General features: G+C 67.6%; 15 protein-coding genes. 8 read left to right on the forward strand and 7 right to left on the reverse strand.

Going from position 1 to position 13,189, the window contains the following annotated elements; all coding sequences use genetic code 11:
* Positions 1 to 12 precede the first annotated feature (12 nt).
* Entirely contained in the window at positions 13 to 633 is a 621-nt protein-coding gene (locus WS89_RS21075) for a LysE/ArgO family amino acid transporter (RefSeq protein ID WP_034205778.1), read from the reverse strand.
* A gap of 111 nt (positions 634 to 744) precedes the next feature.
* On the opposite strand from WS89_RS21075, the gene WS89_RS21080 reads away from it, so the two are divergent.
* Positions 745 to 1,638 carry a LysR family transcriptional regulator ArgP gene (locus WS89_RS21080; protein ID WP_059793219.1) on the forward strand — a complete coding sequence of 298 codons (894 nt, stop codon included), beginning with the start codon at positions 745 to 747 and terminating at the stop codon, positions 1,636 to 1,638.
* A 46-nt stretch (positions 1,639 to 1,684) separates the two neighbouring features.
* On the opposite strand, the gene fnr is transcribed toward WS89_RS21080, so the two are convergent.
* From fnr to WS89_RS21095, 3 genes are all read right to left on the reverse strand, one after another.
* Positions 1,685 to 2,431, reverse strand: a complete 747-nt coding sequence (fnr, locus tag WS89_RS21085) for a fumarate/nitrate reduction transcriptional regulator Fnr (RefSeq protein WP_059503550.1) — start codon at positions 2,429 to 2,431, stop codon at positions 1,685 to 1,687.
* A 103-nt stretch (positions 2,432 to 2,534) separates the two neighbouring features.
* Positions 2,535 to 3,002, reverse strand: coding sequence for a universal stress protein (locus WS89_RS21090; protein WP_059793221.1), 468 nt, complete (start codon positions 3,000 to 3,002; stop codon positions 2,535 to 2,537).
* 508 nt (positions 3,003 to 3,510) lie between these two features.
* A complete protein-coding gene (locus WS89_RS21095) occupies positions 3,511 to 3,918 on the reverse strand; it encodes a DUF3005 domain-containing protein (protein WP_059503554.1) in 408 nt (135 codons plus the stop codon).
* 278 nt (positions 3,919 to 4,196) lie between these two features.
* On the opposite strand from WS89_RS21095, the gene WS89_RS21100 reads away from it, so the two are divergent.
* The gene (locus tag WS89_RS21100) at positions 4,197 to 4,430 is read left to right on the forward strand and encodes a hypothetical protein (RefSeq protein ID WP_006480138.1); all 234 of its coding nucleotides are present in this window, start codon (positions 4,197 to 4,199) and stop codon (positions 4,428 to 4,430) included.
* A 136-nt stretch (positions 4,431 to 4,566) separates the two neighbouring features.
* Positions 4,567 to 5,487, forward strand: a complete 921-nt coding sequence (epsC, locus tag WS89_RS21105) for a serine O-acetyltransferase EpsC (RefSeq protein WP_006482285.1) — start codon at positions 4,567 to 4,569, stop codon at positions 5,485 to 5,487.
* A gap of 53 nt (positions 5,488 to 5,540) precedes the next feature.
* On the opposite strand, the gene WS89_RS21110 is transcribed toward epsC, so the two are convergent.
* The 3 genes from WS89_RS21110 to WS89_RS21120 all read right to left on the reverse strand — a co-directional run bounded on the left by WS89_RS21110 (position 5,541) and on the right by WS89_RS21120 (position 8,001).
* Positions 5,541 to 6,344, reverse strand: a complete 804-nt coding sequence (locus tag WS89_RS21110; RefSeq protein ID WP_059793222.1) for an SDR family oxidoreductase — start codon at positions 6,342 to 6,344, stop codon at positions 5,541 to 5,543.
* Positions 6,344 to 6,979 carry a GTP cyclohydrolase I FolE gene (gene folE / locus WS89_RS21115; RefSeq protein ID WP_059793224.1) on the reverse strand — a complete coding sequence of 212 codons (636 nt, stop codon included), beginning with the start codon at positions 6,977 to 6,979 and terminating at the stop codon, positions 6,344 to 6,346. Before folE ends, WS89_RS21110 begins: the two co-directional genes overlap by 1 nt.
* Positions 6,980 to 7,074: 95 nt before the next feature.
* A complete protein-coding gene (locus tag WS89_RS21120) occupies positions 7,075 to 8,001 on the reverse strand; it encodes a LysR family transcriptional regulator (protein ID WP_059793226.1) in 927 nt (308 codons plus the stop codon).
* 163 nt (positions 8,002 to 8,164) lie between these two features.
* Between WS89_RS21120 and pobA the strand changes: the two genes are divergently transcribed.
* From pobA to pcaD, 5 genes are all read left to right on the forward strand, one after another.
* The gene (gene pobA, locus WS89_RS21125) at positions 8,165 to 9,397 is read left to right on the forward strand and encodes a 4-hydroxybenzoate 3-monooxygenase (RefSeq protein WP_059793227.1); all 1,233 of its coding nucleotides are present in this window, start codon (positions 8,165 to 8,167) and stop codon (positions 9,395 to 9,397) included.
* Positions 9,398 to 9,539: 142 nt separating this feature from the next.
* Entirely contained in the window at positions 9,540 to 10,256 is a 717-nt protein-coding gene (locus WS89_RS21130) for a 3-oxoacid CoA-transferase subunit A (RefSeq protein WP_034205770.1), read from the forward strand.
* Positions 10,257 to 10,276: 20 nt separating this feature from the next.
* Positions 10,277 to 10,933, forward strand: coding sequence for a CoA transferase subunit B (locus WS89_RS21135; RefSeq protein ID WP_059503560.1), 657 nt, complete (start codon positions 10,277 to 10,279; stop codon positions 10,931 to 10,933).
* An 88-nt stretch (positions 10,934 to 11,021) separates the two neighbouring features.
* Entirely contained in the window at positions 11,022 to 12,395 is a 1,374-nt protein-coding gene (locus WS89_RS21140) for a 3-carboxy-cis,cis-muconate cycloisomerase (RefSeq protein WP_059793230.1), read from the forward strand.
* Complete coding sequence (pcaD, locus tag WS89_RS21145; protein ID WP_059793232.1) at positions 12,395 to 13,180, forward strand: 3-oxoadipate enol-lactonase; 786 nt, start codon at positions 12,395 to 12,397, stop codon at positions 13,178 to 13,180. Before WS89_RS21140 ends, pcaD begins: the two co-directional genes overlap by 1 nt.
* Positions 13,181 to 13,189 lie beyond the last annotated feature (9 nt).

Below are 13,189 nucleotides of genomic sequence, written 5' to 3' on the forward strand. Positions count from 1 at the left end.
GACGCTCCCTCCCTACCGCAACTGCACGGCCGCGAGAAACAGCACCATGCTGCCGATCGCGCCATCCAGCACGCGCCACGCGACCGCCTTGCGGAACCACGGCGCCAGCAATCGCGCGCCATAGCCGAGCCCGACGAACCACACGACGCTGGCCGTCATCGCGCCGATCGCGAACGCGAGCCGCCCGCCTTCCGGCTCGCGCGCGCCGGCCGTGCCGATCAGCAGGAACGTGTCGAGATATACGTGCGGGTTGAGCCACGTGAACGCGAGCGTCATCAGCACGATCGCGAGCGCGCTCTGCGGCGGCGGTGCGACCGCGTCGCCGCGCACGTCGAGCGTGTCGTGGCCCGGCTTGAACGCCCGGCGCAGCGCGTTGATGCCGAACCATGCGAGATACGCGAGGCCGACGTACAGCACCGCATGGACGAAGGTCGGATAGCGTTCGACGAGCACCGATGCGCCGCCGACGCCCGCGCCGATCAGGATCATGTCGGACAGCGCGCACAGCAGCACGATCTTGCCGACGTGCGAGCGCATGATGCCCTGGCGCAGCACGAACGCGTTCTGCGCGCCGATGGTGACGATGAGCGACGCGCACAGTGCGGCGCCGTGGGAAAAAGCGAGCCAGTTCATGATGAGGGGACAGCCGTGGAAGCGGTAGACGAATGAATCGGGTAGCGCTAGTCTGCGAGCAGCACGGAAATAAGAGAAGCTAAATCACCTAATGCAGATTAAGGAAATCTAATGCTCGACTACGCGTTGCTCGATGCGCTCGCGGCCGTGATCCGCCACGGCTCGTTCGAGCGGGCGGCCCAGGAGCTGAATGTCACGCCGTCGGCGGTGTCGCAGCGCGTGAAGCTGCTGGAGGAGCGGGTCGGCAGCGTGCTGGTCAAGCGCGGGCAGCCGTGCGTCGCGACCACGTCGGGTGCGCTGCTGTGCCGGCATACCGAGCGCGTGCAGTTGCTGGAAGCCGAACTGAGCGGCCGGATGCCGGCGCTACCGGGCCAGATCGCGAGCGCGTGGCCGACGTTGCGCGTGGCCGTCAACGACGACAGCGTCGCGACGTGGTTCATCGACGCGGTCGGGCCGTTCTGCACGGAACGCGAGACGCTGCTCGACCTCGTGATCGACGATCAGGATTACACGGCCTCGCGCATCCGCGACGGCAGCGTGCAGGGGGCCGTGACCGCGCAGGCGGAGCCGATCCAGGGGTGCCGGTCGGAGCGGCTCGGGCGAATCCGCTATCGCGCGGTGTGCGCGCCGGCGTTTTACGCACGTTATTTCGACGCAGGAATCACGCGCGATGCGCTGCGCCGCGCGCCGTGCGTGATGTTCAATCCGAAGGACGGGTTGCAGGCGCGCTTCATCCGGCGCGTGACACGTGCGGATCTCGATCCGCCGCAGCACTGGATACCGCACGTCGCGGGTTATTTGCGCGCATGCGAAACGGGATTGGGATGGGGGATGTGCCCGGACCGGATGGTCGATCGCCAACTGGCGGCGGGTGAATTGATCGACATGTCGCGCGGGCGAACCATCGACATCGATCTGTACTGGCAGAGCTGGCGTCTGTCGATCGGCTGGCTCGACGATTTCAGTGCGGCGCTGAAGGCGCGTGCCGCGCTGTTTCTCGATTGACCGACGACGCGATGCGGGCGGCGCGCGAGGCGCGCGCCGTGCGGTGTCAGAGGTGCTTCAGGCCGTCGAAGTCGACGATCTGCACGTGGCGGCCCTGCATTTCGATCAGGCCGCGCTTCTGGAATTTCGACAGCGTGCGGCTGACCGTTTCGAGCGTCATGCCGAGATAGCTGCCGATGTCTTCACGCGTCATCCGCAGGTTGAATTCCGACGGCGAGTAGCCGCGCTTCAGGTAGCGCGACGAAACGTCGAGCAGGAAAGCGGCGACGCGCTCTTCGGCGTTCAGCGAACCGAGCAGCATCGTCTGCGACGTTTCGCGCACGATCTGTTCGCTCATCAGCTTGTGCATGCGCAACTGCATCGAGCCGGCTTCCGAGCACAGCGCCTTGAGCGCGCTGTACGGAATCACGCAGACCGAGCTGTCCTCCAGCGCGACCGCAGTGCGCGGATGCGTGTCGTCGCAGATGCCGTCGAGGCCGAGCGCTTCGCCGGCGAGGTGCAGGCCCGTGACCTGTTCGCGGCCGTCGTGACGCGTCGCGACGGTTTTCAGCGACCCCGAGCGCACCGCGTACAGGTTGTCGAATGCGTCGCCTTCGCGAAACAGCGCTTCGCCGCGCTTGACCGGGCGTGCCGCGCAGATGACCGACTCGAGGCGGCTGAGCGCTTCGGGCGCCAGGCCCTGCGGCATGCACAGGTGCCGCATCGCGCACGACGAGCAGTGCGGGGCCTGGCGGGGAGCCCAGCTACCGGCATGGGGCGTGGCGGCGGGGCGGGTGGCGACGGGCGTCAGCATGATCGTTTACTCCGGCGTTGAATCGACGAAATCATTGTCCCACCGCAAGTTGCCGCTGTCGGGTGACAAAACGTCGCGACCGGCCACGCCCGCCAAACGCCGCTCAGGCGGCCGGCTCGTCCGCATTGGCGGCCGCCGGAATCAGCAATACGGGCAGCGTTGCGTGGCGCACGCATTGTTCGGCGATGCTGCCGAGCACGAGGCGGCGGAAGCCGCGGCGGCCGTGCGTGCCGAGCACGAGCAGATCGGCACCGAACGCTTTCGCGCCGTCGAGGATCAGCGACGATACGTCGTTGAGCGACGTCGCTTCGTTCAGCCGCGTTTCGCCTTTCACGCCGGCGGCCTGCATCAGCTTCGCGAAATCCTGCGCGAGCGCGTTGCCCTGCGCGACGAGCTGATCGCGCAGCACGGACGGATCGTAGCCAGGCACGTTGTAGTAGATCGCGGCGTTCTCGACGACGTAGAACGGCTGCAGCTCCGCGCCGTGCGCTTTCGCGAGCGCCAGCGCGGCATCGAACGCATGGCGGGACGTGTCGCTGCCGTCGACGGCAACCAGAATACGCTTGTACATAGTGTCTCCGAGTGGCGGGTTGAAACGAAGTCGGCCGGATGGCCGATCGGGCCGGGCAATGCGCAATGCTGCGAGGCAGAGTAAACCAACGCGCACGAACGTGCAGCGAGATGCCCGCCGTGCCGTGCGGCCTCGCCGTTCCTGTTGCTGTCGCGCATGGCCATGCGTGCGATGCATGCTGCACCGCGCGACGCGTGTCGTATGTCTAGCCGCATCGCCGGCGAAAACGCATGCGCACCCATCGACCCGGCACGGCAACCTTGCCGATGCGTCGCACGCATCGCCATTCAATCGCAATCGCGCCGGGGCGCCATGACTTCGGTCAACGCATGTGCGGCGATGCGATGCGCGACATGCATGACGCCGAATGCCGATGTCCATGCGCGGCATCGTTCGCGCTGGCGCCGTACGAGCGCGTATCGGCGCGCGGTCGAATCGCACGCGCCGATTCACCGTCATCGATCGATGGCGGTTCCGAAACGAACGGTCGCTTCAAACGCCGCGCCGGCTATTCCGGCACGGCCGTCAACTCGATGACGCGCTCCGGCCGGCGGCCGTGGCCGGGCCAGTACGCGCTGCCGTGCATCCGGTGAACGGGACCGAACGGCGCGTCGCCCGCGGGCGGCGCGTCGAAGCCTTTCTCGATCACCCTGTAGCCAGCGCGCAAGGCGAACGCCGGATGATTGCCGTCGGGGCGACTGTCGAAACCGGCGAAGCCGTCGCCGGCTTCCGGCATCGCGTTGACGAGCGACGCGTTGCTGCGCGTGACCTGGTCGGGCGAGATCGGCCCGGCTCCGGCGAGGCGCGATGCTTCGCGGTTCTTGCCGTCGGTGTCGACCGTGCTGTCGTGCGTGTCGTCGTTGTCGAGTTCGATGCTGCGCGGATGTGCACGCGCTGTTCGAGCGGATGATTCCATCGCGGCTCTCCTGGCGGCGACACGCTCCGGATCAAAGCAAATCCCGTTCCGGGCACGACGGGAAAAGGCGCGCGGGCGATCGCCGCGGTCGCGCGACGCGCACTGATTTGTCATGATTTATTTCAGCTAGAAGACGCGTTTTCTACAGAGTATGATTCTTTTCCTGCGAAGCGGCGACAGGGGATGAAGTCTCGCCGCCTCTGCCCGCGCCGGGGCGCCGCAGCACCCTTAAAGACGGGTAGCGAACAACAAAGCAAGGGACTAGAGGTGGCGGACTCATGCAAGCGACTACTGCCTTCACGCACCGCGGTTATCTGTTGAATTGCGCGCCCGCACGCGCCAGTGACGGTTCGTTCAAGCCCTACGTCGTGATCTCCCGATCGAGCGACGGGGAGCTCGTCGCGAACCGGTTTTTTCCGATCGAGCTCCAGTTCAACGACGAAGGCGACGCGATCGCGCACGCACGCGACTGGGCCGTACGGTGGATCGACGCGAGCAGCATCTCGATGTGACGCCGTCGCGCCGATGCGCGTCGGCCGTCCGGCCGATCCCCGGGGTGCGGCTCCCGGACAAGAAACGCGGTAATCTTGCGGAACCCGTCACTTTATTAGCGGCCGTGCACCCGAGCGCGGCTGCCCGCATTGGCCTATGTCGACATCACCCGCCCGTCAGTGGGGCCTCGAAGAAATCGTCGCCGGCTTGCGCGAGTCGCGCGAGGAACTCCATCGCACGCGCCATCCGCGCGGCATCCGCGAGCTGCCGTCGCGCGATGCGATCTGCAAGATCGTGACCGGCCTGCGCGCGTCGATGTTTCCGACGCACTACGGCGCGCCCGACCTGACCGACGAAAGCGTCGACTACTACGTCGGCCACACGCTCGAAAGCACGCTGCGGATCCTGTCCGAGCAGATCCGCCGCGCGCTGCCGTTCCTGCCGGAGCATGTCGATACGCCGTTCGCCGAGCTCGACGAACGCGCGTTCGAGATCGCGCGCGAGTTCGGCCGGCAGTTGCCGGCGATTCGCGCGCTGCTCGTCAGCGACATCCAGGCCGCGTACGCAGGCGACCCGGCCGCGCAGCACATCACCGAGATCCTGCTGTGCTACCCCGGCGTGCTCGCGATGATGCACCATCGGCTCGCGCACGCGCTGCACCAGCTCGGTGTGCCGCTGCTCGCGCGGTTCATCAATGAAATCGCCCACTCGGCGACCGGCATCGACATTCATCCCGGCGCACAGATTGGCCCGAGCTTCTTCATCGACCACGGCACCGGTGTCGTGATCGGCGAAACGGCGATCATCGGCGAGCGCGTGCGCGTGTATCAGGCCGTCACGCTCGGCGCGAAGAGTTTCCCGGCCGATGGCGATGGCGCGCTGGTGAAGGGCAATGCGCGGCACCCGATCGTCGAGGACGACGTGGTGATCTATGCGGGCGCGACGATTCTCGGCCGCGTGACGATCGGGCGCGGCTCGGTGATCGGCGGCAACGTGTGGCTCACGCACAGCGTGCCGCCCGGCACGAGCGTCGCGCAGGGGAAGGTCCGCGAAGGCGGCAGCGCCGAGAAGCCGTAACGCGGCGGGCGGCGGGCGGCGGCGCGCTCGTTCGAGCGGGCGCCGCGCGTGCGTCAGTGCTTGCCGTCCGGCGAGCGGTGCTTGTACAGCACGTCCTGGTCCACGCGGATCAGGTTCTGGCCCGCGTCGACGACGAAATCCACGCCGTTGTACGCACTGCCCGTCAGCAGCAGGATCGCGCTCGCGACGTCGTCGGGGCCCGCGATGCGCGCGAGCGGCGTCGATGCGCGGCTCGCGTGTTCGAAGTCGGCCTGCGTCTGGTCGTCGCTGGGCAGCATCAGCCCCGGGAACACCGCATTCACGCGCAGCACCGGCGCGGACGACAGCGCGAGCATCTGCGTCAGGTTGCCGAGCGCGGCCTTCGCGACCGTGTAGCTGAAATGGTCGCGATGGAAGTTTTCCTTGATCTTCTGGTCGACCACGTTCACGACGACACCCTGTGTGCCGGCCGCACGGGCCCGCTCGTAGAACGCACGCGTGAGCAGGATCGGCGCGCGGCAGTTGACGGCCCATGCCTGGTCGAACGCGGCGAGATCGAAGCTCGGGAAATGGTCCTGCCAGAACACCGACGCGTTGTTGACCAGCACGTCGAGGCGCCCGAAGCGCGCATAGACCCGATCGATCAGCGCGGCGATCTGCGCGGCATCGGACAGGTCGGCCTGCAGCGCCGCGGAATCGTGCCCGCGTTCGGCAAGCGCTCGGGCGGCGGCCTGCGCGGCATCGGCCGAACGGTCGTAGTGCACCGCGGTGCGATAGCCGTGCGCGGCGAAATACTCGGCGAACGCGCGCCCGGCCCGGCGCGCGGCGCCGGTCACGAGCACGACGGGCGCGTGCGCCGTTTGCTTCGTTTGCTCCATCAGGTATTCGTGAGGTTGACCGAGGAAGGATTCGCGACGATCGACAGGAATTCGCGACGCGTCGACGGATCGGTGCGGAACGTGCCGAGCATGCGCGACGTGACCATCTCGACGCCCGGCTTGTGCACGCCGCGCGTCGAGATGCACTGATGCGCGGCTTCGAGGATCACGCCGACGCCCTTCGGCTGCAGCACGTCGAACAGCGTGTCGGCGATTTGCACGGTCATCTTTTCCTGGATCTGCAGGCGCTTCGCGAATGCGTCGACGAGGCGCGCGAGCTTCGAGATGCCGACGACGCGATGGTTCGGCAGATACGCGACGTGCGCGCGGCCGATGATCGGCACCATGTGGTGCTCGCAATAGCTCTCGAAGCGAATGTCCTTCAGCACGATCATTTCGTCGTAGCCGTCGACTTCGCTGAACGTGCGCGCGAGGATGTCGCGCGGGTCCAGCGCATAGCCGGCGAAGAACTCCTCGTATGCGCGCACGACGCGTGCGGGCGTGTCGAGCAGGCCTTCGCGCGCGGGATCGTCGCCGGCCCAGCGCAACAGCACGCGGACGGCGTCTTCCGCTTCTTCGCGGCTCGGCCGGGAGGCGACCGCCTCGGGCGGCGCGGATTTCTTTCCCTTACCCATGTAGTGGCTCCATCGAAGACCGCCTGCGGCGGCCGATATCCGGCCATTGTTTCATGCTTTCGCCGGTCGTGCGTGCGGCCGCCGCGCCCGCTTCCTCACTTCGGCCATTCGTCCTGCTCGTCGTTGAACAGCGATGCGACGATGCCGCGCAGCCACGCGGTGCGCGGGTCGTTGTGATACTTGCGATGCCAGTGCTGCTTCAGGTCGAAGCGCGGCAGCGCGAGCGGCGGCTCGACGGGCACGATGAACGCGTGCTCGGCCGCATATGCATAGCCGATCGCGTGCGGCACCGTCGCGATCAGGTCGGTGCGGCTCAGGATGAACGGCAGGCTCATGAAGTGCGGCGTTTCGAGCACCGCGCGGCGCTGCATGCGCTGCTTCGCCAGATATTTCTCGAGCACCTCCTGGCTGCGCCCTTCGGCGCGCACCACCGCGTGCCCGCACGCGAGGAACTGCTCGACCGTGAACGGCGGCGCCTGCTCGAACGGATGGCCGCGCCGCATCAGGCAGACGAACCGGTGCGTGAACAGCCGCTGCTGGAAGAAATTGTTGCCGTCGAGATCGGGGAAGTAGCCGACCGCGAGATCGATCGACCCGGCTTCGAGGCCGCGGCCGACTTCGTCGTGCGCGAGCGAGACCGAACGCAGGTTCGCACGCGGCGCAAGCGTCGCGAACGCCTGCAGCAGCTTCGGCAGGAACACGATCTCGCCGACGTCCGACAGCGCGATCGAGAACGTATGCGTGCTCGCGGCCGGATCGAAATCGTGCGGCGCGACGAGGCCGCGCTCGATCTGCGCGAGCGCGTCGCGGGCAGCCGGCAGCAGCGCGAGCGCGCGCGGCGTCGGCTCCATTCCGCGCGACGTGCGCACGAACAGCGGATCGCCGAAATACTCGCGCAGCCGGCCGAGCGCCGTGCTCACGCGCGGCTGGCTCACGCCGAGCAGGTCGCCCGCGCGGCTCACGTTGCGCGTGTCGTCGAGGGCGACGAGATAGGGAATCAGGTTCAGATCGAGCGCATCCATCGTCGGACCAGTATCGCAGAAACGTATACAACTTATCTCGGCAATCGCGTTGCCGCATAGTCGGGAAAGCGCTGAAATGCGTTCACTACTCGAACCAATGTTCAATTTCGCATAGGCCCGAAGCGTGCGCACAAGCGCCGATCGCGGCCTTCAGGAGACAAACATGCGCACCCAGGTCGCCATCATCGGCGCCGGCCCGTCCGGCCTTCTGCTTTCCCATCTGCTGCGCCTGCAAGGCGTCGATTCCATCCTCGTCGAAGCGCGTTCGCGCGAATACTGCGAGAACCGCATCCGCGCCGGCGTGCTTGAGCAGGGCACGGTCGACACGCTGAACGAAGCCGGCCTCGGCGACCGGATGCGCCGCGAAGGGCTCGAACATCACGGCATCGAGCTGCTGTTCGACGGCCAGCGCCATCGCATCGACCTGTCCGGGCTGACCGGCGGGCGCGCGATCACCGTCTACAGCCAGCACGAAGTCGTGCGCGACCTGATCGCGGCCGGCGTCGAGCACGGTCATCAAATGCACTTCGAAGTCAGTGACGTCGCGCTGCACGACGTCGAAAGCGAGCGTCCGTTCGTCACGTTCAAGCACGCGGACGGCCGCGCAGACCGCATCGACTGCGATTACATCGCCGGCTGCGACGGCTTCCACGGCATCGCGCGCCAGACGATTCCGGCCGAGCGGCTGAAGACGTTCGAGCGCGTCTACCCGTTCGCGTGGCTCGGCATCCTCGCCGACGCGGCGCCGTCGCTCGACGAGCTCGTGTACGCGCACCACGACAACGGCTTCGCGCTGTTCTCGATGCGCTCGCCCACGGTCACACGCCTGTACCTGCAGTGCAAGCCGGATGAAGACCTCGCCCAGTGGTCCGACGCGCGGATTTGGGACGAACTGCACACGCGCTTCTCGAACGACACCGGCTGGACGCCGACCGAGGGCCGGATCACGCAGAAGAGCGTGACGCCGATGCGCAGTTTCGTGTCGGAGACGATGCAGCACGGGCGCCTGTTCCTCGCCGGCGACGCCGCGCACATCGTGCCGCCGACCGGCGCGAAGGGCATGAACCTCGCGGTGGCCGACGTTCGCGCGCTGTCTCGCGCGCTCGGCGCACGCTACCGGACGGGCGACACGACGCCGCTCGACGCGTATTCGGCGACCTGTCTCGAACGCGTATGGCGCGCCGAGCACTTCTCGTACTTCATGACGAACATGCTGCATGCGTCGCCGGACGATTCGCCGTTCGTCAATCGCCTGAAGTTTGCCGAGCTGAAATACGTGACGCGTTCGCGGGCGGCCGCGCAATCGCTCGCCGAAAACTACGTCGGCCTGCCGTTCGACGACGCGACGGCCCCCGAGGCAACCCGCCTTGACAACGCGCTGTGCGCGCCTCTATGATCGGCCATCGTTCGCTAATCGAATCTAGGTTCGAATAGCGAACAAAAGCCGGGGTCGACGCAGGCCTCCGGCGCGGCACGCGGCACGCGCGTGTCCCCTCGACAGGCCGCGCACGAGCCGCGGGTTCGCATCAGGAAGAGACATGGTCAACAAGATTTTCGAATCGCTTCAGTCGGCGGTTGCCGACGTCCACGATGGCGCGACGATCATGATCGGCGGCTTCGGCACGGCCGGCATGCCGTCCGAGCTGATCGACGCGCTGATCGAACAGGGCGCGCGCGACCTGACGATCGTCAACAACAACGCGGGCAACGGCGAGACGGGTCTCGCGGCGCTCCTGAAGGCGAAAAAGGTGCGCAAGATCATCTGTTCGTTCCCGCGCCAGAGCGATTCGCAGGTGTTCGACGCGCTGTACCGCGCGGGCGAGATCGAGCTGGAACTCGTGCCGCAGGGCAACCTCGCGGAGCGCATCCGTGCGGCGGGCGCCGGCATCGGCGGTTTCTTCACGCCGACGGGCTACGGCACCAAGCTCGCGGAAGGCAAGGAAACGCGCGTGATCGACGGCAAGCCGTATGTGTTCGAGACGCCGATCCACGCCGATTTCGCGCTCGTGAAGGCGTACAAGGGCGATCGCTGGGGCAATCTCGTGTACCGCAAGACCGCGCGCAACTTCGGGCCGATCATGGCCAGCGCCGCGAAGGTCGCGATCGTCCAGGTGTCGGAAGTCGTGCCGCTCGGCGCGCTGAATCCGGAACACATCGTGACGCCGGGCATTTTCGTCCAGCGTGTCGTCGAGGTGCCGCAGGCCGCGCACGCGGCCGAACTGGCCGCCGAACACGCTGCATCGCAAGCCGCCTGATCGCCTTGAGGAAAACCGACATGAAACGACTGACCCGCGATGAAATGGCCAAGCGCGTCGCCCAGGACATCCCCGAAGGCGCGTACGTGAATCTCGGCATCGGCGTGCCGACGCTGGTGGCGAACCACCTCGATCCGGCCAAGGAAATCTTCCTGCACAGCGAGAACGGCCTGCTCGGCATGGGGCCGGCGCCCGCACCCGGCGAGGAAGACGACGAGCTGATCAACGCCGGCAAGCAGCACGTGACGCTGCTCACCGGCGGCGCCTATTTCCACCACTCGGATTCGTTCGCGATGATGCGCGGCGGCCACCTCGACTACTGCGTGCTCGGCGCGTTCCAGGTGTCGGCGGGCGGCGATCTCGCGAACTGGCATACGGGCGCGCCCGATGCGATTCCGGCCGTCGGCGGCGCGATGGACCTCGCGATCGGCGCGAAGCAGGTGTTCGTGATGATGGAGCACCTGACGAAGCAGGGCGAAAGCAAGATCGTCGCGCAGTGCTCGTACCCGGTCACCGGCGTGCAATGCGTGAGCCGCATCTATACGGATCTCGCGGTGCTCGACGTGACGGCCGACGGCCTCGCGGTGAGCGAGATCTTCACCGACCTGTCGTTCGACGAGCTGCAGAAGCTGACCGGTGTGCCGCTGATCGACGCGACTCAGAAGGCCGCCGCCTGAACGGCAAGCATGCCGGTGCGCGCATTCGAGCGCACGCCGGCACGCTTGGGTAGACAATAGGCGCACGCCGTTTCCCCATTCCGACGCCATGCTCGAAGACAGCGCCCGCCTGACCTCCCTGATCTGCGGCACCGAGCCGCTCAACCGGATCTGGTCGCCCCGCGCGACGATCCAGCGAATGCTCGACGTCGAGGCCGCGCTCGCCCGCGCGCTCGCCGCGCAGCAGGTGATTCCCGCCGCCGCGGTCGCGCCGATCGAACGCGCGTGCGACGCCGGCCGGCTCGACGCCGAGGCGCTCGCGCACGGTGCGGCGCTCGGCGGCAATCTCGCGATTCCGCTCGTCAAGCAACTCACCGCGCAAGTGAAGGCCGACGACCCCGAGGCCGCGAAGTTCGTCCACTGGGGCGCGACGAGCCAGGACATCATCGATACCGCGACCGTGCTGCAGTTGCGCGACACGCTCGACGCGCTCGAACCGATGCTCGACGAAGCCTGTGCGTCGCTCGCGGCGCTCGCGCGCGCCCATCGCGCGACGCCGATGATCGGCCGCACGTGGCTGCAGCAGGCGCTGCCCATTACGCTCGGGCTGAAGTTCGCCCAATGGCTCGATGCGCTGCTGCGCCATCGCGCGCGTTTTGCCGAGTTGCGCGAACGTGCGCTCGTGCTGCAGTTCGGCGGCGCCGCCGGCACGCTCGCGAGCCTGCGCGAACACGCGGCCGGCGTGAGCGCCGCGCTCGCGGCTGACCTGAAGCTCGCGTTGCCGGCCGTGCCGTGGCATACGCAGCGGGACCGCATCGCGGAAGCCGCGTCGTGCTTCGGGATGCTGATCGGCACGCTAGGCAAGATCGCGCGCGACGTGTCGCTGCAGATGCAGACCGAAGTCGGTGAGCTCGGCGAACCGGCCGCCGCCGGCAAGGGCGGTTCGTCGACGATGCCGCACAAGCGCAACCCGGTCGGCTGCGCAGCCGTGCTGACGGCCGCGGTGCGCGCGCCGAACCTCGTCGCGACCGTGTTCGCGGGGATGGTGCAGGAGCACGAGCGTGCGCTCGGCGGCTGGCAGGCCGAATGGGATGCGCTGCCCGATCTCGCGCGCCTGACGGGCGGCGCGCTTGCGCAGATCGCGCAGATCGTCGCGGGCCTCGACGTGAATACGGAGCGCCTCGCCGCGAACCTCGATCTCACGCACGGGCTGATCCTCGGCGAAGCCGTGATGCTCGCGCTCGGCGACCGCATCGGCCGGCTCGATGCGCACCACGTCGTCGAGCACGCGTCGAAGGAAGCCGTGCGCACCGGGGCGACGCTGTTCGACGTGCTCGCCGCCGATGCGACCGTGTCGGCCCACCTGTCGCGCGACGCGCTCGCGCGGCTGCTCGATCCCGCACATTACGTCGGCGAGGCGCAGGCCTATGTCGATGCCGTGCTCGCGCTGCATGCGGGTGCGAAACAACCAGGAGAACATTGATGCCTTTCGCCACTGTCAACGGCGTGAAACTGCATTACCGGATCGACCGTGCCGCACGCGACGACGCGCCGTGGCTCGTCTTCTCGAATTCGCTCGGCGCCGACCTGCAGATGTGGGCGCCGCAGATCCGCCCGCTTGCCCAGCACTTCAACATCCTGCGCTACGACACCCGCGGCCACGGCCACTCCGACGCGCCGGCCGGCTCGTACACGATCGAGCAACTGGCGGGCGACGTGATCGGCCTGCTCGACCACGTCGGCATCGAGTGCGCGCATTTCTGCGGCATTTCGATGGGCGGCCTGACCGGCGCCGCGCTCGCCGCACGCTACCCGTCACGCATCGTGCGCGCGGTGCTGTCGAATACCGCCGCGAAGATCGGCTCGCCGGAAGTGTGGGCGCCGCGTGCGCAGAAGGCGCGCACCGAAGGCATGGCCGCGCTCGCCGACGCCGTGCTGCCGCGCTGGTTCACCGACGCATTCGTCGAACGCGAGCCGCGCCTGTTCGATGCGATCCGCGACACCTTCGTGCATACCGACAAGGACGGCTACGCGGCCAACTGCGACGCGCTGAACGCGGCCGATCTGCGCGAGGAAGTGAAGGGCATCGCGTTGCCCGTGCTCGTCGTGACCGGCGCGAAGGACATGTCGACGCCGCCCGATCAGGGCCGCGCGCTTGCCGCCGCGATTCCCGGTGCGCTGCACGTCGAATTCGACGCCGCGCACATTTCGAACATCGAATGCACCGCCGCCTTCAACCGCGCGCTGCTCGATTTCCTGATTGCATGAGGTGCCGGC

The organism is Burkholderia sp. MSMB1072 (assembly GCF_001524725.1).
GTDB lineage: Bacteria > Pseudomonadota > Gammaproteobacteria > Burkholderiales > Burkholderiaceae > Burkholderia.